Source organism: Streptomyces spororaveus, from assembly GCF_016755875.1.
GTDB lineage: Bacteria > Actinomycetota > Actinomycetes > Streptomycetales > Streptomycetaceae > Streptomyces > Streptomyces spororaveus.
Genome location: NZ_BNED01000005.1, coordinates 2962575 through 2986140 on the forward strand (window position 1 = coordinate 2962575; position 23566 = coordinate 2986140).

General features: G+C 70.7%; 18 protein-coding genes. 9 read left to right on the top strand and 9 right to left on the bottom strand.

Features of this window, described 5'->3' with window-relative positions; all coding sequences use genetic code 11:
• Positions 1-365 precede the first annotated feature (365 nt).
• The 4 genes from Sspor_RS15380 to glgB all read left to right on the top strand — a co-directional run bounded on the left by Sspor_RS15380 (position 366) and on the right by glgB (position 7985).
• On the top strand, positions 366-2360 hold the full coding sequence (locus Sspor_RS15380) for an alpha-1,4-glucan--maltose-1-phosphate maltosyltransferase (RefSeq protein WP_202199655.1): 1995 nt from the start codon (positions 366-368) through the stop codon (positions 2358-2360).
• Positions 2357-4075: a maltose alpha-D-glucosyltransferase gene (gene treS / locus Sspor_RS15385; RefSeq protein WP_202199656.1), complete on the top strand. Its 1719-nt coding sequence runs from the start codon at positions 2357-2359 to the stop codon at positions 4073-4075. The genes Sspor_RS15380 and treS overlap by 4 nt, the downstream gene beginning before the upstream one ends.
• A gap of 155 nt (positions 4076-4230) precedes the next feature.
• Entirely contained in the window at positions 4231-5676 is a 1446-nt protein-coding gene (locus tag Sspor_RS15390; protein ID WP_202199657.1) for a maltokinase N-terminal cap-like domain-containing protein, read from the top strand.
• Complete coding sequence (glgB, locus tag Sspor_RS15395; RefSeq protein ID WP_202199658.1) at positions 5673-7985, top strand: 1,4-alpha-glucan branching enzyme; 2313 nt, start codon at positions 5673-5675, stop codon at positions 7983-7985. The genes Sspor_RS15390 and glgB overlap by 4 nt, the downstream gene beginning before the upstream one ends.
• Before the next feature lie 37 nt (positions 7986-8022).
• On the opposite strand, the gene Sspor_RS15400 is transcribed toward glgB, so the two are convergent.
• Both Sspor_RS15400 and Sspor_RS15405 read right to left on the bottom strand, forming a co-directional pair.
• Positions 8023-8364, bottom strand: coding sequence for a thioredoxin family protein (locus Sspor_RS15400; protein WP_272934836.1), 342 nt, complete (start codon positions 8362-8364; stop codon positions 8023-8025).
• A 25-nt stretch (positions 8365-8389) separates the two neighbouring features.
• Positions 8390-8782, bottom strand: coding sequence for a MerR family transcriptional regulator (locus tag Sspor_RS15405; RefSeq protein ID WP_202199659.1), 393 nt, complete (start codon positions 8780-8782; stop codon positions 8390-8392).
• A 331-nt stretch (positions 8783-9113) separates the two neighbouring features.
• On the opposite strand from Sspor_RS15405, the gene Sspor_RS15410 reads away from it, so the two are divergent.
• Positions 9114-9797, top strand: coding sequence for a helix-turn-helix domain-containing protein (locus tag Sspor_RS15410; RefSeq protein ID WP_202199660.1), 684 nt, complete (start codon positions 9114-9116; stop codon positions 9795-9797).
• 33 nt (positions 9798-9830) lie between these two features.
• Here Sspor_RS15410 and Sspor_RS15415 read toward each other — a convergent pair whose 3' ends face one another.
• Positions 9831-10856, bottom strand: coding sequence for an ATP-dependent 6-phosphofructokinase (locus tag Sspor_RS15415; RefSeq protein ID WP_202199661.1), 1026 nt, complete (start codon positions 10854-10856; stop codon positions 9831-9833).
• Positions 10857-11080: 224 nt separating this feature from the next.
• Here Sspor_RS15415 and pta point away from each other — a divergent pair, with 224 nt between their 5' ends.
• From pta to pyk, 3 genes are all read left to right on the top strand, one after another.
• A complete protein-coding gene (gene pta, locus Sspor_RS15420) occupies positions 11081-13237 on the top strand; it encodes a phosphate acetyltransferase (RefSeq protein ID WP_202199662.1) in 2157 nt (718 codons plus the stop codon).
• 45 nt (positions 13238-13282) lie between these two features.
• Entirely contained in the window at positions 13283-14497 is a 1215-nt protein-coding gene (locus tag Sspor_RS15425) for an acetate kinase (RefSeq protein ID WP_202199663.1), read from the top strand.
• A gap of 61 nt (positions 14498-14558) precedes the next feature.
• Complete coding sequence (gene pyk / locus Sspor_RS15430) at positions 14559-15989, top strand: pyruvate kinase (RefSeq protein WP_202199664.1); 1431 nt, start codon at positions 14559-14561, stop codon at positions 15987-15989.
• Between the two features lie 61 nt (positions 15990-16050).
• Here the strand turns inward: pyk and Sspor_RS15435 are convergent, their stop codons facing one another.
• The 4 genes from Sspor_RS15435 to Sspor_RS41105 form a co-directional block, all read right to left on the bottom strand.
• Entirely contained in the window at positions 16051-17415 is a 1365-nt protein-coding gene (locus Sspor_RS15435) for a hypothetical protein (RefSeq protein ID WP_202199665.1), read from the bottom strand.
• Positions 17405-17992 (bottom strand): DUF6114 domain-containing protein, encoded by a 588-nt coding sequence (locus Sspor_RS15440; protein WP_202199666.1) that lies wholly within the window; start codon positions 17990-17992, stop codon positions 17405-17407. Before Sspor_RS15440 ends, Sspor_RS15435 begins: the two co-directional genes overlap by 11 nt.
• Before the next feature lie 107 nt (positions 17993-18099).
• Entirely contained in the window at positions 18100-18741 is a 642-nt protein-coding gene (locus Sspor_RS15445; protein WP_202199667.1) for a DUF6230 family protein, read from the bottom strand.
• A gap of 628 nt (positions 18742-19369) precedes the next feature.
• The gene (locus Sspor_RS41105; protein ID WP_202199668.1) at positions 19370-20374 is read right to left on the bottom strand and encodes a tetratricopeptide repeat protein; all 1005 of its coding nucleotides are present in this window, start codon (positions 20372-20374) and stop codon (positions 19370-19372) included.
• A 249-nt stretch (positions 20375-20623) separates the two neighbouring features.
• Between Sspor_RS41105 and Sspor_RS15455 the strand changes: the two genes are divergently transcribed.
• Positions 20624-21244 carry a TetR/AcrR family transcriptional regulator gene (locus Sspor_RS15455; RefSeq protein WP_030014167.1) on the top strand — a complete coding sequence of 207 codons (621 nt, stop codon included), beginning with the start codon at positions 20624-20626 and terminating at the stop codon, positions 21242-21244.
• 30 nt (positions 21245-21274) lie between these two features.
• On the opposite strand, the gene Sspor_RS15460 is transcribed toward Sspor_RS15455, so the two are convergent.
• Entirely contained in the window at positions 21275-21745 is a 471-nt protein-coding gene (locus Sspor_RS15460) for a hypothetical protein (protein WP_202199669.1), read from the bottom strand.
• Positions 21746-21807: 62 nt separating this feature from the next.
• Positions 21808-23508, bottom strand: a complete 1701-nt coding sequence (gene icmA, locus Sspor_RS15465) for a coenzyme B12-dependent isobutyryl-CoA mutase large subunit (protein WP_202199670.1) — start codon at positions 23506-23508, stop codon at positions 21808-21810.
• Positions 23509-23566 lie beyond the last annotated feature (58 nt).

Below are 23566 nucleotides of genomic sequence, written 5' to 3' on the forward strand. Positions count from 1 at the left end.
GGGCCCCACACCGCGTCGGCCCCCTACGTCACCTATTCCCGGCCGACTTGACGGAGCCCCGGCGGATGTCGACCCGGCGCTTGGAATCGCGCGTGCCACTACGTACGAGTAGTTAACCGAGCGCGCGGATTGGGCGGGGTGAGAGTGGGAAGGGCTCCCCGGGTACACGTCGTACACGCACGGCGCACCCGCCCACAAACCCTCTCCCCGCCACCCGAGTGAACGCGGACAGGAGCGGCCATGCCCGCAGCGCAGCCGTCGACTGAGCGGCTAGAAACAGAGCGAACAGAGCGTGCACTACCAGCCGTGATTCCGGCTGGCCTGTTGTCACCGAGCCCTGCGAACTGCCCCCAGGTGATCCCATCATGATCGGTCGCATTCCCGTGCTGGACGTCCGCCCCGCCGTCGACTGCGGCGCCAGACCCGCAAAGGCGGTCGTGGACGAGGTCTTCGAGATCTCCGCCACCGTGTTCCGCGAAGGACACGACGCCGTCGCCGCCCACCTCGTCCTGCGTGATCCGGGCGGGCGGCTGCGGGCCCCCGTGCCGCTGCGCGAACTCGCCCCCGGCACCGACCGGTGGGGGGCCAGGGTCTCCGTCGAGGCCGAGGGGAGGTGGACGTACACCGTCGAGGCCTGGAGCGATCCGGTGGCCACCTGGCGGGCCCATGCCGCGATCAAGATTCCCGCCGGGATCGACACCGGTCTCATGCTGCTGGAGGGCGCGGAGCTCTACGAGCGGGCCGGGGCCCGGATCCCCAAGCGCGACGGGCGGGAAGCCGTCCTGGGCGCCGCCGCGACCATGCGCGACGAGGACCTGCCCGCCTCCGAGCGGTACGAGGCCGCCCTCGACCCGGCCGTGGACGCCGCGTTCGCCCGGCGCCCGTACCGGGAGCTGGTCACCGCCTCCAAGCCCCTGCCGCTCCTGGTGGAGCGCAGGCGGGCCCTCTTCGGCTCCTGGTACGAGATGTTCCCGCGCTCCGAGGGAGCGGTGCTGGAGCCCGGAGAGGCCCCGGTCAGCGGGACCTTCCGGACCGCCGCCGAGCGGCTGCCGGCGATCGCGGCGATGGGTTTCGACGTGGTCTACCTGCCGCCGATCCACCCGATCGGGTCCACCTACCGCAAGGGTCCGAACAACACTCTTTCTGCTGGAAGTTGGGACCCGGGTGTGCCGTGGGCCATCGGCTCCACCGAGGGCGGGCACGATGCGGTCCACCCGGAGCTCGGCACCATCGAGGACTTCGATGCCTTCGTCGGGCGCGCCCGCGAGCTGGGCATGGAGATCGCGCTGGACTTCGCCCTCCAGTGCTCCCCGGACCACCCCTGGGTGGAGAAGAACCCGCAGTGGTTCCGCCACCGGGCCGACGGGACGATCGCGTACGCCGAGAACCCGCCGAAGAAGTACCAGGACATCTACCCGATCCACTTCGACACCGACATGGCCGGCATCGTCGAGGAGACCTGCCGGATCCTGCGGCACTGGATGGACCATGGGGTCCGCATCTTCCGGGTCGACAATCCGCACACCAAGCCGGTCGTCTTCTGGCAGAAGGTGATCGCGGACATCAACAAGTCCGACCCGGACGTGATCTTCCTGGCCGAGGCCTTCACCCGGCCCGCGATGATGCGGGCGCTGGCCGCCGTCGGCTTCCAGCAGTCGTACACGTACTTCACCTGGCGCAACACCAAGGCGGAGCTGACCGAGTACCTGACCGAGCTGGCCGACACCCCCTCCGCCTCGGTCATGCGGCCGAACTTCTTCGTCAACACCCCGGACATCCTGCACGAGTACCTGCAGCACGGCGGCCGGCCCGCCTTCGAGGTCCGGGCCGTCCTCGCCGCCACCCTCTCCCCCGCCTGGGGGGTCTACGCGGGCTACGAGCTCTGCGAGAACACTCCGGTGCGCGAGGGCAGCGAGGAGTACCTGAACTCCGAGAAGTACGAGCTCCGGCCGCGCGACTGGGCCGCCGCCGACCGCGAGGGCCGCACCATCGCCCCGCTGATCACCTCGCTCAACCGGCTGCGCCGCCGCAACCCCGCGCTCCAGCAGCTGCGCGACATCCACTTCCACTCGACCGACAACGAACAGGTGATCGCCTATTCGAAGCACGCCGGAGCCAATTCCGTACTGGTGGTCGTCAACCTCGATCCGCACCACACCCAGGAGGCGACGGTGTCGTTGGACATGCCGGTACTCGGCCTCGACTGGCACGGGTCCCTCGCGGTGCGCGACGAGCTCACCGGCGAGACCTATCACTGGGGCAGGGCGAACTACGTGCGCCTGGAACCGGGCCGCACGCCCGCGCACGTACTTGCCGCTCTGCGACCGTCCCCGCCCACCGGAGGGTCACCCACCACATGATGATCAACGATCCCGTCCACGACACCTTCGAGGACACCCCCGCCAAGGACCGCGATCCCGACTGGTTCAAGCGGGCGGTCTTCTACGAGGTCCTCGTCCGCTCCTTCCACGACAGCAACGGCGACGGCGTCGGGGACCTCAAGGGGCTCACCGCCAAGCTGGACTACCTCCAGTGGCTCGGTGTCGACTGCCTCTGGCTGCCGCCGTTCTTCGCCTCACCCCTGCGCGACGGGGGTTACGACGTCGCCGACTACACCTCCGTACTCCCCGAGTTCGGCGACCTCGCCGACTTCGTGGAGTTCGTGGACGCCGCGCACACCCGCGGCATGCGGGTGATCATCGACTTCGTCATGAACCACACGAGCGATCAGCACGAGTGGTTCCAGCAGTCGCGCAAGGACCCGGACGGCCCGTACGGCGACTACTACATGTGGGCCGACAACGACAAGCAGTACCAGGACGCCCGCATCATCTTCGTCGACACCGAGACCTCGAACTGGACGTACGACCCCGTACGCAAGCAGTACTACTGGCACAGATTCTTCTCCCACCAGCCGGACCTCAACTACGAGAACCCGGCCGTGGTGGAGGAGATCGTCTCCGCGCTGCGCTTCTGGCTCGACCTCGGCATCGACGGCTTCCGCCTCGACGCCGTGCCCTACCTCTACGCCGAGGAGGGCACCAACTGCGAGAACCTCCCCCGCACCCACCAGCTCCTCAAGCGGGTCCGGGCCGAGATCGACGCGCACTACCCGGACACCGTGCTGCTCGCCGAGGCCAACCAGTGGCCCGAGGACGTCGTCGACTACTTCGGCGACTACGAGAAGGGCGGGGACGAATGCCACATGGCCTTCCACTTCCCCGTCATGCCGCGCATCTTCATGGCCGTCCGAAGAGAGTCCCGCTACCCCGTCTCCGAAATCCTGGCCAAGACCCCGGCGATCCCGGACCGCTGCCAGTGGGGCATCTTCCTGCGCAACCACGACGAGCTCACCCTCGAAATGGTCACGGACGAAGAGCGTGACTACATGTACGCCGAGTACGCCAAGGACCCGCGCATGCGGGCCAACATCGGCATCCGGCGCCGGCTCGCGCCGCTCCTGGACAACGACCGCAAGCAGATGGAGCTGTTCACGGCCCTGCTGCTGTCGCTGCCCGGTTCGCCGGTGCTCTACTACGGCGACGAGATCGGCATGGGCGACAACATCTGGCTGGGCGACCGCGACGGCGTCCGCACGCCGATGCAGTGGACCCCGGACCGCAACGCCGGTTTCTCCTCGTGCGATCCGGGCAGGCTGAACCTGCCGGTCATCATGGATCCCGTCTACGGGTACCGGGTCACCAACGTCGAGGCCGCGATGTCCTCGCCCTCCTCGCTGCTGCACTGGACCCGTCGGCTGATCGAGGTCCGCAAGGCGAACCCGGCCTTCGGACTCGGCTCGTACACCGAACTGCCGTCGTCGAACCCGGCGGTGCTCGCGTTCCTGCGCGAGTACGGGGACGACCTGGTGCTGTGCGTGCACAACTTCTCGCGCTTCGCGCAGCCCACCGAGCTCGATCTGCGGTCGTTCAACGGGCGGGTCCCGGTGGAGCTCACGGGTGATGTGCGCTTCCCGCCGATCGGCGAGTGGCCGTACCTGCTGACCCTGGCGGGCCACGGCTTCTACTGGTTCCGGCTGCGGACCGAACAGCGCGTCGACAAACGCGCGGAATAGCGGGCCGAGGACGGGGCGGGCAGCTCGAATGGGTCAATCGCCCGCCCCTGTACGGACCATCCTGACCCGACACTCGCACATGCCGGATAAGCAACTGCCGCGCATCCGGGACACTCTGCGCATTCTGTGACGGCCCGGGGAAAGGACGCGACGCCATGTCGGAGGCTGCATCCGCCCGGAGTCGGCTGACGGCCGACCGGGCCGCAGGGATCGCTCCACTGGAGCCGATGCTGAGGACCTGGCTGCCCGCACAGCGCTGGTTCGCGGGCAAGGGCCGCACCATCAGCAGGCTCAGGACCGTCTCGGCGGCCGAGCTGCTGCCGCCGGGATCCACTCCCGGACTGCTGCACCTGCTCCTCGACGTCGACGGGGACTGCTACCAACTGCTGCTGGGCATCCGCCCGTCCCTGCCGCCCGCCCTCGCGCCCACCCTGATCGGCCATGCCGAGGACGGCCCGTACGCGGGCCGGGCGGTCTACGAGGCGCTCGGCGACCCCCGGCTCGCGGCCATGCTGCTGGAACGGCTGCGCTCGCCGGGGGCCCTCGGCCCGCTGCGCTTCGACCGGGACCCGGCCACGCCGATCCCGGCGGGGCTCACCCCCCGGCCGCTGTCCGGGGAGCAGACGAACTCCTCCCTCATCTACGGAGATTCGTTCATCCTGAAGGTCTTCCGCCGGGTCGGCCCCGGGGTCAACCCGGACCTGGAACTGCCCAGGGCGCTGGCCGCCGCCGGCTGCACGCGGGTCCCGGCCCCCGTCGCCTGGTACGAGGCCGAGCCGCCCGGCAGCGAACCGCTGACCCTGGGCGTGCTCCAGCCGTACCTGCGCGGCTCCGACGACGGCTGGCAGCTCGCGCTGCGCCGGCTCGGCGCCGGGGCCGACTTCACCGCCGAGGCGCACGCGCTCGGCCGGGCGACCGCCGAGGTGCACAGCGCGCTGGCCGCGGCGCTGCCCACGGTCGCGCTCGGCCCGGAGCAGACGGCCCGGCTCGCGGCGGGGATGACGGCCCGGCTGGCCGCCACCGCCCGGGAGGTGGCGGCGCTGCGGCCCTACGAGGCGGGGCTGCGGGGTGCCTTCGACGCACTGGCCGCCTCCCGGGGGGCGGGGGTGCCCGCCCAGCGGATCCACGGGGACCTCCATCTGGGTCAGACCCTGCGCACCCTCGACGGCAGCTGGTCGTTGATCGACTTCGAGGGCGAGCCGGCCCGGCCGCTGGCCGACCGGCGCCGCCCCGAACCGGCGGTGCGCGACATCGCCGGGATACTGCGCTCCTTCGACTACGCCGCCCGCTCGCACCGGCCGTTCGCCCCCGCCTGGGCGGACGACTGCCGGGCCGCGTTCTGCGAGGGCTACGCCCGCACCACCGGCCGGGACCCCCGCGAGGACCCCGTACTGCTGCGCGCGTACGAGACCGACAAGGCGGTGTACGAGGCCCGTTACGAGTCCCGGCACCGTCCCGACTGGCTGCACGTCCCGATGGCCGCGATCCGGCGGCTCTCGGAACCCGTACGGCCCGCGCACCGCGTGCCGCCGACCCCGTCCACCCCCGGCTCCATCTCCCCCCACCCCCATCCGAAGCCCCCGAGGAGGCCGCTCGCGTGAGCGCCGCACGACAGCCGTCACCGACCGTCCGCGACGAAGCCGCACCCGCCCCCGCCCCGGCACCCGCCCCGGCGGCGGCGAAGAAGGCCCGGACGCCCCGGGCCCGCCGCTCCGCCCCCGCGCACGGCGTCCGGCAGGCGCCCGCGCTCGGCGCGGGCGAACGGGCCCGGCTGCTGGAGGGCCGCCACCACGACCCGCACGCGGTGCTGGGGGCCCGTACCCAGCGGGGCGGGGTGGCCTTCCGGGTGCTGCGCCCCCACGCCAAGGCGGTCACCGTCGTCGCGAAGGGGCTGCGGGCCGAGCTCCACGACGACGGCGACGGGCTGTTCTCGGGGCTGCTGCCGCTGGCCGACGTGCCGGAGTACCGGCTGCTGGTCACCTACGACAGCGACGAGATCGAGGTCCACGACCCGTACCGGTTCCTGCCCGCCCTCGGCGAGCTGGACCTGCACCTGATCGGCGAGGGCCGCCACGAGCAGCTGTGGAAGGCTCTCGGCGCCCAGCCGATGGAGCACCAGGGCGTGGCCGGGACCCGCTTCACGGTCTGGGCGCCGAACGCCCAGGGGGTCCGGGTCAGCGGGGACTTCTCCTACTGGGACTCCGTCGCCTACCCGATGCGCTCGCTCGGCTCGACGGGCGTGTGGGAGCTGTTCCTGCCCGGGGTGGGCACGGGCACGCTCTACAAGTACGACATCACCCGCCCGGACGGCAGCCACACCCTGCGCGCCGACCCGATGGCCCGCTCGGCGGAGGTCCCGCCGGCGAACGCCTCGGTGGTCACCGCCTCCCGGTACGAGTGGCAGGACGCGGCGTGGATGGCCGGGCGCGGCGCCCGGCCCCCGCACCAGGCCCCCTTCTCGGTGTACGAGCTGCACCTGGCGTCCTGGCGGCCCGGGCTCTCCTACCGGCAGCTCGCCGAGCAGCTCCCCGCCTACGTCAAGGAGCTCGGTTTCACGCACGTGGAGCTGATGCCGGTCGCCGAGCACCCCTTCGGCGGCTCGTGGGGCTACCAGGTCACCGGTTTCTACGCGCCGACCTCGCGGATGGGCACCCCGGACGACTTCCGCTTCCTCGTGGACTCGCTCCACCGGGCCGGGATCGGGGTGATCGTCGACTGGGTGCCCGCGCATTTCCCGCGCGACGACTGGGCCCTCGCGGAGTTCGACGGGCGGCCGCTGTACGAGCACCACGACCCGCGGCGGGCCGCGCACCCGGACTGGGGGACGCTGGAGTTCGACTACGGCCGCAAGGAGGTCCGCAACTTCCTCGTCGCCAACGCCGTGTACTGGTGCGAGGAGTTCCACGTGGACGGCCTGCGCGTGGACGCGGTGGCCTCGATGCTCTACCTCGACTACTCGCGCAAGGAGGGCGAGTGGTCGCCCAACGAGCACGGCGGGCGGGAGAACCTGGACGCGGTGTCCTTCCTCCAGGAGATGAACGCGACCGTGTACCGGCGCTGCCCCGGGGTGGTGACCATCGCGGAGGAGTCCACGGCGTGGACGGGCGTGACAAGGCCGACGGACTCGGGCGGGCTCGGCTTCGGTCTGAAGTGGAACATGGGCTGGATGCACGACACCCTGCGCTACATGTCGAAGGAGCCGGTGCACCGCAAGTACCACCACCACGACATGACCTTCGGGATGATCTACGCCTTCAGCGAGAACTACGTGCTGCCCATCTCGCACGACGAGGTGGTGCACGGCAAGGGGTCGCTGGTGTCGCGCATGCCCGGGGACGACTGGTGGCAGCGGCGGGCCGCGCACCGGGCGTACCTGGGCTTCATGTGGGCCCACCCGGGCAAGCAACTGCTCTTCATGGGGCAGGAGTTCGCCCAGGGGTCGGAGTGGTCGGAGGTGTACGGGCCGGACTGGTGGCTGCTGGACTCCTCCTACGCGGCGGCCGGTGACCACCGCGGGGTACGGGACCTCGTGCGCGACCTGAACCGCACCTACGCGGCGGCGCCCGCCCTGTGGGAGCGGGACACCGTGCCGGAGGGCTTCGCCTGGGTGGAGGCGGACGCCGCGGACGACAACGTCTTCGCCTTCCTGCGGTACGCGCAGGACGGCTCGCAGCTGCTGGCGGTGTCGAACTTCTCGCCCGTGGTCCGGCACGGCTACCGGATCGGGGTGCCCGAGGAGGTGCCGCTGTGGCAGGAGGTGCTCAACACCGATCTGGAGGTCTACGGCGGCAGCGGCATCCACCACACGCAGCCGATGCGGCCGGAGCCCGTGCCGGCGCAGGGCCGCCCGGCGAGCCTGCGCATGACGCTCCCACCGCTCGCGACGGTCTGGTTCCGGCCGCAGGGCTGAACCGCCGGGGCCCGGCGCCGGGGATCGGCGCCGGGGCTCAGGCCGTGGCCAGCTGCTCCTCCAGTTCCTGGAGCAGCCTGCGCTTGGCCCGGGCCCCGACCATCTGCTGGACGGGCTCGCCGTCACGGAAGACGAGCAGGGTCGGCATGGACAGCACCCCGTACCGGGTGACGGCCCCGGGGTTGCTGTCCGCGTCGATCTGCACGACCTTGAGCCGGTCGGCCTCCTCGGCGGCGATCGAGGAGAGTACGGGGGCGAGCTGGCGGCAGGGGCCGCACCAGTCCGCCGTGAACTCCACGAGGACCGGCCGTCCCCGCTCCCCGAGCACCTCGGCCTCGAAATCGGCGTCGGTCACCTGCGCCACACCGTGAGCCTTCATGCCAGCGTCCCTCTCGTCCGTCCGGTCATCCGGTCATCTCGCACTTCGGTACGGCCGCTTCGCCGGCCGCCCGTTCCGCGTCGGCCAACTGCCGGCCGAGCTGCTCGCGCACATCGGCCAGCTGGCCGATCAGGCCGTCCAGCTCGGCGAGCTTGCGCCGGTAGACGGCGAGCGAGGCCGGGCAGGAGTCCCCGGCCGGGTGGCCGGCCCGCAGGCAGTCCACGAAGGGCCGGGTCTCCTCCAGCTCGAAGCCGAAGTCCTGGAGCACCCGGATCTGACGCAGCAGCCGCAGGTCGTCCTCGTCGTAGGTCCGGTAGCCGTTGCCGGCCCGCCGTGCGGGGAGCAGCCCGCGCGACTCGTAGTACCTGAGTGTCCGGGTGCTGGTCCCGGCCCGCTCCGCCAGTTCGCCGATGCGCATGGGACGACCGTATTCCTTGACGCCGACGTCAAGGCAAGGGCCGGAAAGGGAAAAGGGAGGACCCTCGCCACCCCCGTGGGCGAGGGCCCGGAAGCAATCACGCAGGAATGGGCCGGCCGGTTCACATAGTGCGAAAAGTGTGAGGGGTCTTGCGTCGACGCGCGTTGGCTGGAACCGTACCCAAGGAAAGGATCTTCGGGCTCACCGATTACCGGACAGTCGCCCAGGAACCCGACGAAAGCCCTTAACTTCATAGGACGTTCCTACGAGGTATGGGCTTGTTTGTTTGGTCTGTAGGCGCCGCAGCCTGGCCACTTCTACGGTGTGCGGTGTGCACTCCAGCCCACCTTTCAATGCCCCCGCCGCGCGTCGCCTGCGCGCGGCCCTGGGCATGGCTCCCGGACATGTCGCCTACGGCCTGCGCGCCCAGTACGGACTCGTCGTCGCGCCCGAGACCGTGATGGCCTGGGAGCGTGGCGAGATATCACCATCCTCCGCCGAGCTCACGGCGCTCGCGGGCGTCCTGTGGTGTGCGCCCGGCGAGCTGCTCGCCGAAGCGGTCACCCTGCGGGAGCACCGGGTGGCCCGCGGGCTCGCGGCCGACGAGCTGGCCCGGCGGATCGGCCTGGACACGGGCTCGTACCAGAAGATGGAGGACACCGGGCGCTGGAAGGGCAACGAACGGCAGTCCGCCGCCCTGGCCACGGTGCTGGGGCTGACGCTGGCCCAGTTCGTGACGGCGACCGGCAAGCACGAGGAGCTGGCCGACCTGCTGCGCAGTGCGGTGACCACGCGCTGGCAGGCGTATGTGAAGCCGCTGGGCAAGCTGCTGCCGATCCCCAAGCACCATCTGGAGGTGGTGCTGGAACAGCTGCACGGCGACTACCAGTCGCGGATGGTGGCGACGCTCAGCTGGGGCGGGGGCCAGGGCGAGGCGGGCAGCGGGGACGCGGGCCGGGAGTTCCTCGCCGAGATCGTGGACCGGTTCTGGCAGCTCGCGGGCGGCACGGCGTAGGCCGACGACACCGGGCGCGGCCCCGGGCCGGGATCAGAAGACCGATTCGGCCTCGTACATGCGCTCCTCGGGGACGGTCTTCAGCTCGGTGACCGCCTCGGCGAGCGGGGCCATCACGATGTCCGTTCCGCGCAGGGCGGTCATCTTGCCGAATTCGCCGCGGTGGACGGCTTCGACGGCGTGCCAGCCGAAGCGGGTCGCGAGCACCCGGTCGTAGGCGGTGGGGGTGCCGCCGCGCTGGACGTGGCCGAGGATGACCGGGCGGGCCTCCTTGCCGAGGCGGTGCTCCAGTTCGATCGCGAGGCGGTTGCCGATGCCGGCGAAGCGCTCGTGACCGTACTGGTCGATCGCGCCCTTCTCGTACGGCATGGAGCCCTCGGCCGGGTGCGCGCCCTCGGCGACGCAGATCACGGCGAACTTCTTGCCCCGGGCGAACCGTTCCTCCACCATTTTCACCAAGGCGTCCACCTCGAAGGGGCGTTCCGGCAGGCAGATCCCGTGCGCGCCGCCGGCCATGCCGGACTCCAGCGCGATCCAGCCCGCGTGGCGGCCCATGACCTCGACGACCATCACGCGCTGGTGCGATTCGGCGGTGGTCTTGAGGCGGTCGATCGCCTCGGTGGCGACCATGACGGCGGTGTCGAAGCCGAAGGTGCGGTCGGTGGAGGAGATGTCGTTGTCGATGGTCTTCGGTACGCCGACGACCGGCATCCCGGCGTCCGACAGCATCCGGGAGGCGGTCAGCGTGCCTTCGCCGCCGATCGGGATGATGGCGTCGATGCCGTAGCGCGTCGCCAGCTCCTGGGCGTTCTCGGCCGCTTCGTGGAGACGGGCGCGTTCCATGCGCGCCGAGCCGAGGATGGTGCCCCCGCGGGCGAGGATGCCACTGACGGCATTGATGTCGAGGGGGCGGAAGTGGCCGTCGAGGAGGCCCTTGAAGCCGTCCTCGAAACCGATGACCTCATCTCCGTGCCCGACCAGGGCACGGTGTACGACCGACCGGATGACAGCGTTGAGGCCCGGACAGTCGCCGCCTGCGGTGAGAACTCCGATACGCATCGTGCTGTGTCTCCTGCCGTACATATGAAGGGCGTAATGGTGAAGCCTGTCCGATTGTTCCACGGGCCCGGGGGGCCGCGCGTGTTCGGCGGCTCCGCCCCGGAGGGCTTCCGGCCCTCCCGGCCGGGCCTTTTCCCGGGGGGCGCCCTACCCATTGACAGGGGTATTGTCAAGGGGTCGAGCCAGATCAAAATGACATTCACAGCATGGGACGGAGTGCGGGCGTGACGCGCAGCGTGTACGTGACCGGTATCGAGCGGGGGGACGGCCGGCAGGTCGTCGAGCTGGGCATCATGGAGCTGCTGACCCGGCAGACGGGCCGGGTCGGCGTCTACCGTCCGCTGCTGCACGACGCGCCGGACCGGCTCTTCGACCTCCTCAAGGCCCGCTACCGGATCGATCAGGACGCCTCGGCGGCCTACGGCATGTCCTACCAGGAGGCCTCGGCGATCCTGGCCGAGAAGGGCACGGACGAACTGGTGTCCCGGCTGGTCGACCGCTACCACCGGGTGGCCCGCGACTACGAGGTCATGCTCGTCCTCGGCACGGACTACGCGGAGACCAACCTGCCCGACGAGCTGGCGCTCAACGCCCGCCTCGCCAACGAGCTGGGCGCGGTCGTCGTCCCCGTCGTGGGCGGCACCAGGCACCAGGCCGAGGCCGTGCGCGCCGAGGCCCGCAACGCCTACCGCGCCTACGAGACCCTGGGCTGCCACGTCGTCGCGATGGTCGTGAACCGGGTGGCCGCGGAGGACCGCGACGTCATAGCCGAGCGGCTGGCCGCCCGGCTACCCGTGCCCTGCTACGTGCTGCCGGACGACAAGTCGCTCTCCGCCCCGACCGTCGCCCAGATCACCCGGGCGCTCGGCGGCGAGGTACTGCTCGGCGACGAGGCCGGGCTGGCCCGCGACGCCCTGGACTTCGTCTTCGGCGGCGCGATGCTGCCGAACTTCCTGAACGCCCTGACCCCCGGCTGCCTGGTCGTCACCCCCGGGGACCGCTCCGACCTGCTCGTGGGGGCGCTGGCCGCGCACACCTCCGGAACCCCGCCGATCGCGGGCGTGCTGCTGACCCTGAACGAGCGCCCGACCGAGGAGGTCCTGACGCTGGCCTCGAAGCTGGCGCCGGGCACGCCCGTGGTGTCGGTGGCCGGCAACAGCTTCCCGACCGCCGCCGAACTCTTCTCGCTGCAGAGCCGGTTGAATTCGGCCACCCCGCGCAAGCTGGAGACCGCGCTCGGCCTGTTCGAGCGGCACGTGGACACCGGCGAGCTGCGCGGTCTGCTGTCGGTGGCCCGCTCGGAGCGCGTCACCCCGATGATGTTCGAGCACGAGCTGCTGGAGCGGGCCCGCTCGGACCGCCGCCGCGTCGTTCTGCCCGAGGGCACCGAGGAACGGGTGCTGCGGGCCGCGGACGTGGTGCTGCGCCGGGGGGTCTGTGATCTGACCCTGCTCGGCGACGAGCAGGCGATCCTGAAGAAGGCCGCCGATCTCGGCGTCGACATCTCCGGCGCGCAGCTCATCGACCCGGCGACCTCCCCGCTGCGGGAAGGTTTCTCCGAGTACTACGCCCAGGTCCGCGCCCACAAGGGGATGACCGTCGAGCTGGCGGGCGACGTGGTCACCGACGTCAACTACTTCGGCACCCTGATGGTCCAGCGGGGCCTTGCCGACGGCATGGTCTCCGGTTCGGTGCACTCCACCGCCGCGACCATCCGCCCGGCCTTCGAGATCATCAAGACCAACACAGCCGCGCGAAGCGCGTCAGACAGGGTGGTGGTGGGCGACGGGAGGGCCAAGCCGGAGGCGTCCATCGTCTCCTCGGTCTTCTTCATGTGCCTGGCCGACCGGGTCCTCGTCTACGGCGACTGCGCGGTCAACCCGGACCCGAACGCCGAGCAGCTCGCCGACATCGCCGTCCAGTCGGCCGCCACCGCGGCGGCCTTCGGCGTCGAGCCGCGGATCGCGATGCTCTCGTACTCGACCGGCACCTCCGGCAGCGGCGCGGACGTCGACAAGGTCCGCAAGGCCACGGAACTGGTCCGCGAGCAGCGCCCGGACCTGCAGATCGAGGGGCCGATCCAGTACGACGCGGCCGTGGAGCCCTCGGTCGCGGCGACCAAGCTGCCCGGGTCCGAGGTGGCCGGCCGGGCCACGGTGCTGATCTTCCCCGACCTCAACACCGGCAACAACACGTACAAGGCGGTGCAGCGTTCGGCGGGCGCGGTGGCGGTCGGCCCGGTCCTGCAGGGTCTGCGCAAGCCGGTCAACGACCTCTCGCGCGGTGCGCTCGTCCAGGACATCGTCACCACCGTGGCCATCACCGCGATCCAGGCGCAGGGCGCGCCGTCGTCCGCGCCCGCGCCCACGCCGACGGCCTGATCCGCCCCTTCCTCCCCACCGCCCGCGACAAGGAAAGACCTCATCGTGACCGCATCGCGCGTACTCGTCCTCAACTCCGGCTCCTCGTCGGTCAAGTACCAGCTCCTCGACATGGCGGACCGGTCCCGGCTCGCCGCCGGCCTGGTGGAGCGCATCGGCGAGGAGACCTCCCGGCTGGTGCACGAGCCGCTCGCGGGTCCGGGCGCGGCCGCCGGACGGCGGGAGCAGCTCGGCCCGATCACGGACCACGGGGCGGCGCTGAAGGCCGTGGCGGCGGAGCTCGCCGCGGACGGGATGGGCCTGGACTCGCCCGAACTGGCGGCGGTGGGGCACCGGGTGGTGCACGGCGGGACGCGGTTCACCCGGCCGACCGTGATCGACGACGAGGTGCTGGCGGAGATCCGGAGCCTGATCCCGCTGGCTCCGCTGCACAACCCGGCGAACGTGACGGGCATCGAGGTGGCGCGCACGCTGCGCGCGGACATCCCGCAGGTCGCCGTCTTCGACACGGCCTTCCACGCGACGATGCCGGAGTACGTGGCGCGGTACGCGATCGACGCCGCGACGGCCGACGCGTACTCCATCCGGCGGTACGGCTTCCACGGCACCTCCCACGCCTACGTCTCGCGGGAGACGGCCCGGCTGCTCGGCAGGGCGGTGGAGGACGTGAACGTGATCGTGCTGCACCTCGGCAACGGCGCCTCCGCCTCGGCCGTGCGGGGCGGGGTGTGCGTGGAGACGTCGATGGGCCTGACCCCGCTGGAGGGGCTGGTCATGGGAACCCGTTCGGGCGATGTCGATCCGGCGGTCGTCTTCCACCTGGCGCGGGTGGGCGGCTTCTCGGTGGATGAGATCGATTCGCTCCTGAACAAGAAGAGCGGTCTGCTGGGCATGTGCGGCGACAACGACATGCGCGAGGTGCTGCGGCGGGCGGGCGAGGGCGACGAGGCGGCGAGCCTCGCCTTCGCCGCGTACGTCCACCGGCTGAAGAAGTACATCGGGGCCTACTCGGCGGTGCTGGGGCGGGTGGACGCGGTGACCTTCACGGCCGGGGTCGGCGAGAACGCCCACCAGGTCCGCGAGGCCGCGATCGACGGCCTGGCCGCGCTGGGCCTGGAGCTGGATCCACGGGCCAACGCCGAGCGCTCCGCGGAGCCCCGGCTGGTCTCGGCGGAGCATGCCCGGGTGGCGGTGGCGGTGGTCCCGACGGATGAGGAACTGGAGATCGCCACCCAGGCGTATGCGCTGGTTACCCACTAGTCACTTGGACTTTCCGCCAGACGGAATATTCCGCTACGAAACAAACCGATAGGATCCAGTCATGCGCCGTTCCAAAATTGTCTGCACGCTGGGCCCCGCCGTCGACTCGTATGAGCAGCTGAAAGCGCTCATCGAGGCAGGTATGAACGTGGCCCGATTCAACTTCAGCCACGGGTCCCAGGCAGAACACCAGGAGCGGTACGACCGCGTCCGGCAGGTCTCCGAAGACACCGGGCGCGCCGTCGGCGTCCTCGCCGACCTCCAGGGCCCGAAGATCCGTCTGGAGACCTTCGCCGAGGGTCCCGTCGAGCTGGTGCGCGGTGACGAGTTCACCATCACCACCGAGGACGTCCCGGGTGACAAGTCCATCTGCGGCACCACCTACAAGGGCCTCCCCGGCGACGTCGCCAAGGGTGACCAGATCCTGATCAACGACGGGAACGTCGAGCTCCGGGTGACCGAGGTCGAGGGCCCCCGGGTCAGGACCATCGTCATCGAGGGCGGTGTCATCTCGGACCACAAGGGCATCAACCTGCCGGGTGCCGCCGTGAACGTCCCCGCGCTGTCGGAGAAGGACGTCGACGACCTCCGCTTCGCCCTGCGGATGGGCTGCGACATGGTCGCCCTGTCCTTCGTCCGCGACGCCAACGACGTCAAGGACGTCCACAAGGTGATGGACGAGGAGGGCCGCCGGGTCCCCGTCATCGCCAAGGTGGAGAAGCCGCAGGCCGTCGAGAACATGGCGGCCGTGGTGGACGCCTTCGACGCGGTCATGGTGGCCCGTGGCGACCTGGCCGTGGAGTACCCGCTCGAAAAGGTCCCGATGGTCCAGAAGCGGCTCATCGAGATGTGCCGCCGCAACGCCAAGCCGGTGATCGTCGCGACCCAGATGATGGAGTCGATGATCACCAACTCCCGCCCGACGCGCGCGGAGGCCTCCGACGTCGCCAACGCGATCCTCGACGGCGCGGACGCGGTCATGCTGTCGGCCGAGTCCTCGGTCGGCGCCTACCCGATCGAGACCGTCAAGACGATGTCGAAGATCGTCACGGCGGCCGAGGAGGAGCTCCTCTCCAAGGGCCTCCAGCCGCTGGTCCAGGGCAAGAAGCCCCGTACCCAGGGCGGCTCCGTCGCCCGCGCGGCGTGCGAGATCGCGGACTTCCTCGACGCCCAGTCGCTCATCGCCTTCACCCAGTCCGGCGACACCGCCCGCCGTCTGTCGCGCTATCGCGTGAGCCAGCCGATCCTGGCCTTCACCACGGACGTCAACACCCGCAACCAGCTCACGCTGAGCTGGGGCGTCGACTCCTACATCGTCCCGCACGTGGACACCACGGACGCGATGGTCGACCTGGTGGACGGCGAGCTGCTCAAGCTGAACCGCTACAACCAGGGCGACACCATGGTCATCACGGCCGGCTCGCCCCCCGGCGTCCCGGGCACCACCAACATGGTCCGGGTCCACCACCTGGGCGGCGACACCCGCGCCTGACACCGCGCACACGCGAAAGGCCCGCTCCCTTCCGGGAGCGGGCCTTCCCGCCTTCGGACCGCTACTCCGGCGGCCCGATGTAGTTCTTCAGGCCCGGGACCGTCAGGGTCCCGCCGAACTGGCCGGCCTGGACGACCTTGACGTTCGTGAAGAACGCGAACGGGACGTTCAGCGGCGGCGGGCTGTTCGGGGTGAACTCGATCGGGATCAGACCGAACAGGTTCCCCTTGAGGCTCTCGGTGTACATCGTCACCGTGCCGCCGCGGATCTTGGACGTGGAGCCCGGACGCGACTTCAGGTGGGCGACGTTCCCCGACTTGCCGACCGTCTGGTACAGGTCCTTGATGTCCAGCGAGTCCGCGGTGAACTTCAGGACCTTCTTGGTCTTGCCGCCGGCCGTCTTCACCTCGACGATGCCGTGGTAGTCCAGGCCGTAGAGGGTCAGCAGGGAGCTGTCGAGGTACCAGGGCTCGTCCGGCAGGAGCGGGACGCCCTGCTCCAGCTCGGCGTCGGCCAGCGCCTTGGCGTCGTAGGTCGGGCACGGGAAGGGCTGCTTCCCGTCCGGGTCCTTCGTCTCCTCGTCCTTGGCCTTGTCCTCGTCCTCGGCCTTGGACTTGTCCTCGTCCTCGGCCTTGGACTTGTCCTCGTCCTCGGCCTTGTCCTTGTCCTTGGCTTCGTCCTCGGCCTTGGCGCCGCCCGTCTCGTCCTTGGGGTCCTTCTCGGTCTTCTTGACCTCCTCGGGCAGCTCCTTGACGTCGACGCCGGCCTTCTTCGCGGCATCGCGGATCGCGTCCGCGGCCGGGTCGGGGGCAGGTGCCGTCGTGGCGGCGCCGGACGGGGTGGGCGCGGGCGTCGGGGTCGCCTTCGCCGCCGCGTCCTTGAGGGGCCTGCCGAGCTCGTCGACGAGGTTCTTGAGCGCGTCGCCCACGCCCAGCGGGTCCAGCGGGTTCGTGGACTTCGCCTCGTCCTCGTCCTTGGGCTTGTCCGGGGTCGGCGTGGCGGCCGGGGCCGCCTCGTTCGTCACCGGGGGCTTGGCCGCCGACGGAGAGGTACTCGGCTTCGCCTTCGCGGCCGTCGGGGCAGAGGCCGACGGAGAGGGCGTCGCACTGGGCGACGTACTCGGCGAAGGCGTCTTCGACGGCGTGGGCGAGGGAGACTTCGACTCGGTCTCCGCGGGCTCGTCGGACCGCGTCACACACGGCCCGGGCGCGAAGGGGATCTCCTTGTCGTCGGCCACGGCCAGCTTCGGCGCCATGCCCATCCCGACGAACACGGCCGTCGGCATCGCCGCGAGCGCCATCGTCTTGCCGACGGGTATCTGGATCTTGTTCAGCAGCGACTTCCTGGGCGCCGCGTGGCGCGGCCCCTTCACTACACGGGACTCTGCGCCTGGGGCCACGCCCCGCTGCGTCTCGTCACCCCGCACTGTTCCTCCCGCCATCGGCGTGGGCAGTCGTCTCGCTCGCGTGTGCCGTTTCCGTACCGCGGGGACCCGGAACGTCCTGGGTGCCCATGTCCGCCGTCGCGTCCGCCTTGCTCAGGCCGACCACGCCCGGCTGCGGCTCGACCGCCGGCTGTTCGCCCTCCTCCACCGGCTGCCCCGGCGCCCAGGCCAGGGCGAGCGCGCCGCCGACCATGGAGAGGGTGAAGCCGACGAAGAAGCCGCCGAGGTTGGACACCGGGATCGAGACCAGGGCGAGCAGGATCGCGGCCACGCCGGCGAAGACGCGGATGGTCGCCTGGAACCAGAGCGCCAGCCCCAGCGTGATCAGCAGTACACCGATGATCAGTGCGCCCGCGCCGCCCGTGGTGGCCATCGCGAGGCTGATGTTGCCCAGCCGGAGGTCCGCGTAAGGGAAATATGCGATCGGGAAGCCGCCGAGGAGCGTGAACAACCCGGCCCAGAAGGGACGGCGTCCGCTCCAGGCATGGAAGTGGTAGTACACCACGGTGGGCCAGGCGTCGTCTTCTGCGCGAACGTAAACCGGGGCCTGGGGGTTCATGGACAACAGCTCCCTGGAAACGGTGGTACGGAGAACTCTGTGGAGCCCGGACGGGCGGGGGGCGACGGCTGCCGCCACCCGCCCGTCCGGTCAGACACGGGGACTGATCAGTCCTTGACGTCCTGGTAGCAGGGCTGGTCGCCACCGAGCAGGCGCAGCTTCAGGTTGGGCAGCTTGAAGGTGCCCGCCGTGGTCGCCCACGCCTTCTGCTTCACGTTCGTCAGAATCGCCTTGTCGGCGCGCTGGGAGAACGCGTAGGGGCTGGCCACCGTACCGGCCTGCGGCTTGGTCTTGTGGCTCGAGTCGCCCACGGCGACACCGATGTCGAGGTTCTTGAACTCGGCGTCGGTGTCGAGCTCGGCAACATCCAGGTAGATGTTGTCGGCGACGGCCGGCGTGCCCTTGTGGCCCGTCCGCAGCTGCAGCGTGATGTTGCCCAGCGGAGTCGGGGTCACCAGCGACTGGCACATGTTGGTGATCTCGGCGTGGCTGAACCCGGAAATGGTGACCGGGTGGTGCGCCGCGTTGCCCTTGAGGTCGTGACCCTCGGCAATGCCGCCGTACTGGATGAGGTTGTCACCGTCGAGCTTGTCGGCCGAGACCTTGAAGTCCTGGCCGGAGACGCTGAACGACGCCGCGAGAGCGCCCTGCGCCAGACCCACACCGACCGCGGCCGTGGCCGCGATGCTCGGCACCATGACGAGCGCGAAGCGCTTCCATCTGGTCCCGCCACGAACCTGAGAACTCATTTCGTTCCTCCTTCTCGGACGTACATCTCCGGTCCGGGCCGTGCCCGTCCTGGGATGGGAGAAGTGCTACGTCCTCGGGAAGGAGCGCAGGCGGCCGGGCCGCGGCTGTGCCACGTCCGATACACCGGCGATCACCCCCGAGCGACAACCACTGGGCCACGCGTTCGCGCAACCTGGAGGACAGGCCCCACCGGAGTGGTGGAGACCCCCCTGTCCAACGGCCGGCGCCACTGCCGCCGACCGGCTCGGTGGGGACCCTTCACCGCGGCTCCGAGTGAGCGGCTCTGCGGGAAGGACCGAGCGTCGCCGATCGTGGTCCATTCCAGGCCGGGGCACAAGGGGGTTCGTTACTGGCGGGTAACGGCCAGATAACCTGAGTACGACCCGTCGCCGTCGGGCAGCAACACAGGGTGTTACCCAGGGCCACGACAGAACGGGCGAATGACGAACACACCGGACAGTTCACGGGGTTCGATTTACTGCGAGTAACAGCGGCCGCATTTACCAAGTTTTGGCAAAGTGCGGCCGCTGTTTATCTACGTGTCAACAAATCGCCGGTGGCCCGGCGGTGTACGGGGGACGCGCGGCGACAGGCTCGGAGCGGCCGTGGACCGGGTCCGGAGCCGGCCTAGAAGAGCACCCGCGCGAGCGCCGTACGCGCCGCGGAGACCCGCGGGTCGTCCGCGCCGATGACCTCGAACAGCTCCAGCAGCCGCAGACGCACGGCGTCCCGGTCGTCACCGAACGTGACGCGAACGGTGTCCACCAGACGTCCGAAGGCGTCCTCCACGTGACCGCCGACCAGGTCGAGGTCGGCCGCGGCGATCTGCGCCGCCGGGTCGCGCGGATTCTCGGCCGCCGCGGACCGCACCGCCTGCGGGTTCATGTGCTGGACGCGGGCGAGGAGCTCGGCCTGGGCCAGGCCCAGCTTGGCCTCGGTGTTGCCCGGGTCGTCCGCGAGTACGTTCTTGTACGCCTGGACCGCTCCGCCCAGGTCACCGGCGTCGAGCGCGACGACGGCCGCCTCCAGCAGCGCGTCGTACGGGCCGGCCGGGATCTCGTCCGTGGCCGAGGCGGCCGGAGCACCGCCCTCGGCGTCCGGGTCCACCTCGATGCCGATGATCCCGAAGCGCTCCTCGGCGACCTGGACGAGCTGGGCGAAGGTCTCGCGGATCTGCTGCTCCGGGACCACGCCCTGGAACAGCGGCAGCACCTGACCGGCGACCACGGCGAAGACGGCCGGGATGCCCTGGATCTGGAACTGCTGCATGAGCATCTGGTTGGCGTCGACGTCGATCTTGGCGAGCACGAGGCGACCGTTCGCCTCGGTGATCAGACGCTCCAGGAGCGGGCTGAGCTGCTTGCACGGCTGGCACCACTCCGCCCAGAAGTCCAGGACGACCGGAACCTCTGCGGAGAGCTGGAGCACATCGCGTTCGAAGCCGGCCTCGTCTACGTCGACGACGAGCGCGGACGGCGGCACCGCGGCGGCGGACGGACCCGCCCCGCCGGCCTGACCCGCCTGGCGGGCCGCTTCGGCGCGGGCCTGCTCGGCCTTGGCCTTGGCCTCGCCGGCCGCCTTCACCGCGGCGAGGTCGACGACGCCGCTCATGGACATGTTTCTGGGCTGCATGCGTACATCCTCCCCCGTGTGTGCGCGCCGACGAAAAAGATCGCGTGAATTGGCCGTGCCGCCGTACCGTCGCGATCGTGATGCCGATCGGCGCCGGGTCCCCACCTGGCGCCTGTAGCTCTTCGCGTGGTTGTCGCTCTTACGCTACGAGCCGTAGCGTAACTCCCCCGGCGGCTCACCGCGCCCCTCGCGGACCCGTGATCTGAACCACAGCGGCCGGTTCGGCTACCGGCGGGTATGGTCTCGGCCATGCGCAACCCCAGCCCCGGCCGCACCGGTCGTCCCCGCAGTGCCGCCGCGGACGCCGCGATCCTCGCCGCGACCCGGGACGCGCTGGTCGAGCTGGGCTGGTCGAAGCTGACGATGGGCGACGTGTCCGCCCGCGCGGGGGTCGCCAAGACCACCCTCTACCGGCGCTGGGCGGGCAAGAACGAGCTGGTCGTGGACGCGGTCGCGGAGCTCTTCGACGCGCTGGAACTCCCGGACCGGGGCTCCCTCGAAGCGGACATCGAGAACGTGGTGCTGCAGTTCGCGGAGCTGCTGCGGCGCCCGGAGGCCCGTACCGCCCTGATGGCGGTCGTCGCCGAGTCCACCCGGGACGAGGCCCTGCGTGACCGGATCCGGTCGGCGATCGTGGACCGGCAGAAACGTCTCGTCGTACTGGGTCGCGAACGGGCCCAGGCCCGCGGCGAACTCCCTTACGAGGAGGACGAGTCCCTCGCGGGCCGCACCACGGACCTGATCTTCGACGTGATCGCGGGCACGGTGGTGCACCGCGCCCTGGTGAGCTCCGAACCGGTGGACGAGCTCTGGGTGGCCACCTTCACGGCCCTCCTGATGCACGGCCTGCGCGGCCCGGCCGCCGCCTGATCCCGCCCGGCCGCCCGCTGCCGCGCGCCGTCAGAAGGTCCCCGCCTCCGAGCGGCGCCGCGATTCCAGGACCTGCTCCGCCAGCTCCGCGGCCCGCGGGTTCCATCCCGGCCAGCGCCGCCGACGGCCCGGCCAGCTCGCCCAGCGCAGCGCGTCGGCCTCCTCCTCGGGCCGCAGACCGGCCGCGACGAGCGCGCCCCGGGCCGCTTCGGCCCCGGCCGTGCGGTAGCCGATGTCGCGGGCGTCCGGCCAGTAGACGCCGCCGTCGGTGATCTGGACCGCGGCCTCGACCCCGTCCAGCCCCAGCTCGATGCCCTCCCGCACCGCCGCGAGGAACTCGGCGGGCAACCGGTCCTCCGGCGCCAGGTTCAGGATCTCCGTTCCGGCAGGTCCCGGCGGCTCGAAGTCGGCGACGACGTAGGCGTAGTGGCCGCCGCAGCCGCCCTTGTTATCCACCACACGCGCGCTCACGCCCCGTACGGGCGCAGGAAGACCGGTCATGCCCCCACCGTACGGGGGCGCGACCGGCCTTCGCGGGCCCGGCAGGAGCCGGAGGAGACGGCCTAGAAGCCGGGCGGCTCGGTGTACGTGCCCCACTCGTCGCGCAGGACGTTGCAGATCTCGCCCATCGTGGCCTCGGCCCGCACGGCGTCCAGCATGGCGGGGATCATGTTCGACCCGTCCCGGGCGGCGTCCAGCATCGCCTTCAGCGCCGCGTCGACCTTCGCGTCGTCGCGGCCGGCCTTGCGGGCCGCCAGCTCCCGCACCTGGACGGTCTCCACCTCGTGGCTGACCCGGAGGATCTCCAGGTCCCCGGTGACCGACCCGTGGTGCACGTTGACGCCGACGACGCGCTTGTCGCCCTTCTCCAGGGACCGCTGGTACTGGAAGGCCGACTCGGCGATCTCCCCGGTGAACCAGCCGTCCTCGATGCCGCGCAGGATGCCCGAGGTGATCGGCCCGATCGGGTGCTGACCGTCCGGGTGGGCGCGCAGGCCGCGCTCCTTGATCTGGTCGAAGATCTTCTCGGCCTCGGCCTCGATGCGGTCGGTGAGCTGCTCCACGAACCAGGAACCGCCCAGCGGGTCCGCCACGTTGGCGACGCCGGTCTCCTCCATCAGCACCTGCTGCGTGCGCAGGGCGATCTCGGCGGCCTGCTCGCTCGGCAGCGCGAGGGTCTCGTCGAGGGCGTTGGTGTGCAGGGAGTTGGTGCCGCCGAGCACGGCCGCGAGGGCCTCCACGGCGGTGCGCACGACGTTGTTGTACGGCTGCTGCGCGGTCAGGGAGACACCGGCGGTCTGGGTGTGGAAGCGCAGCCACATGGACTTCTCGCTCTTCGCCCCGTAGACCTCCTTCATCCAGCGGGCCCAGATCCGGCGCGCGGCACGGAACTTGGCGATCTCCTCGAAGAAGTCGAGGTGCGCGTCGAAGAAGAAGGAGAGGCCGGGCGCGAAGGCGTCGACGTCCATTCCGCGCGAGAGGCCCAGCTCCACGTAGCCGAAGCCGTCGGCGAGGGTGTACGCGAGCTCCTGCGCGGCCGTCGCCCCGGCCTCGCGGATGTGGTAGCCGGAGACGGACAGCGGCTTGTAGGCCGGGATGCCCTTCGTGCAGTACTCCATGAGGTCGCCGATGAGGCGCAGGTGCGGCTCGGGTTCGAAGAGCCACTCCTTCTGGGCGATGTACTCCTTGAAGATGTCGGTCTGGAGCGTGCCGTTGAGGACGGCGGGGTCCACGCCCTGCCGCTCGGCGGCGACCAGGTACATGCAGAAGGCGGGGACGGCCGGTCCGGAGATCGTCATCGAGGTCGTGACGTCACCGAGGGGGATGTCCTTGAACAGGACCTCCATGTCGGCGGCGGAGTCGATGGCGACGCCGCAGTGGCCGACCTCGCCGAGGGAGCGGGGGTCGTCGGAGTCGCGCCCCATGAGGGTCGGCATGTCGAAGGCGACGGAGAGCCCGCCGCCGCCGGCGGCCAGGATCATCTTGTAGCGCTCGTTGGTCTGCTCGGCGTTCCCGAACCCGGCGAACTGCCGGATGGTCCAGGTCCGCCCCCGGTACCCGGTGGCGTGCAGCCCGCGGGTGTACGGGTACTCGCCCGGCCACCCGATGCGCTCGAAGCCCTCGTACGCGTCGCCGGGCCGGGGCCCGTAGACCGGTTCGACCTCGTCGCCGGAGAGCGTGGAGAAGTCTGCCTCGCGCTTGCGGGCCTTGTCATAACGGGCCTGCCAGCGACGGCGGCCTTCCTCGATGGCGTCAGCGTCCATACCCATGAATTTACTAGGACGTCCTAGTAAATGTCGATGGCAAACCCCCGAGGACTCG

Bases quoted from the DNA above. Each gene is read 5' to 3' on its own strand.
- Sspor_RS15380 (WP_202199655.1), top strand. From the start codon at position 366: ATGATCGGTCGCATTCCCGTGCTGGACGTCCGCCCCGCCGTCGACTGC.
- treS (WP_202199656.1), top strand. From the start codon at position 2,357: ATGATGATCAACGATCCCGTCCACGACACCTTCGAGGACACCCCCGCC.
- Sspor_RS15390 (WP_202199657.1), top strand. From the start codon at position 4,231: ATGTCGGAGGCTGCATCCGCCCGGAGTCGGCTGACGGCCGACCGGGCC.
- Sspor_RS15400 (WP_272934836.1), bottom strand. From the start codon at position 8,364: ATGAAGGCTCACGGTGTGGCGCAGGTGACCGACGCCGATTTCGAGGCC.
- Sspor_RS15405 (WP_202199659.1), bottom strand. From the start codon at position 8,782: ATGCGCATCGGCGAACTGGCGGAGCGGGCCGGGACCAGCACCCGGACA.
- Sspor_RS15415 (WP_202199661.1), bottom strand. From the start codon at position 10,856: ATGCGTATCGGAGTTCTCACCGCAGGCGGCGACTGTCCGGGCCTCAAC.
- pyk (WP_202199664.1), top strand. From the start codon at position 14,559: ATGCGCCGTTCCAAAATTGTCTGCACGCTGGGCCCCGCCGTCGACTCG.
- Sspor_RS15440 (WP_202199666.1), bottom strand. From the start codon at position 17,992: ATGAACCCCCAGGCCCCGGTTTACGTTCGCGCAGAAGACGACGCCTGG.
- Sspor_RS15445 (WP_202199667.1), bottom strand. From the start codon at position 18,741: ATGAGTTCTCAGGTTCGTGGCGGGACCAGATGGAAGCGCTTCGCGCTC.
- Sspor_RS41105 (WP_202199668.1), bottom strand. From the start codon at position 20,374: ATGCAGCCCAGAAACATGTCCATGAGCGGCGTCGTCGACCTCGCCGCG.
- Sspor_RS15455 (WP_030014167.1), top strand. From the start codon at position 20,624: ATGCGCAACCCCAGCCCCGGCCGCACCGGTCGTCCCCGCAGTGCCGCC.
- Sspor_RS15460 (WP_202199669.1), bottom strand. From the start codon at position 21,745: ATGACCGGTCTTCCTGCGCCCGTACGGGGCGTGAGCGCGCGTGTGGTG.
- icmA (WP_202199670.1), bottom strand. From the start codon at position 23,508: ATGGACGCTGACGCCATCGAGGAAGGCCGCCGTCGCTGGCAGGCCCGT.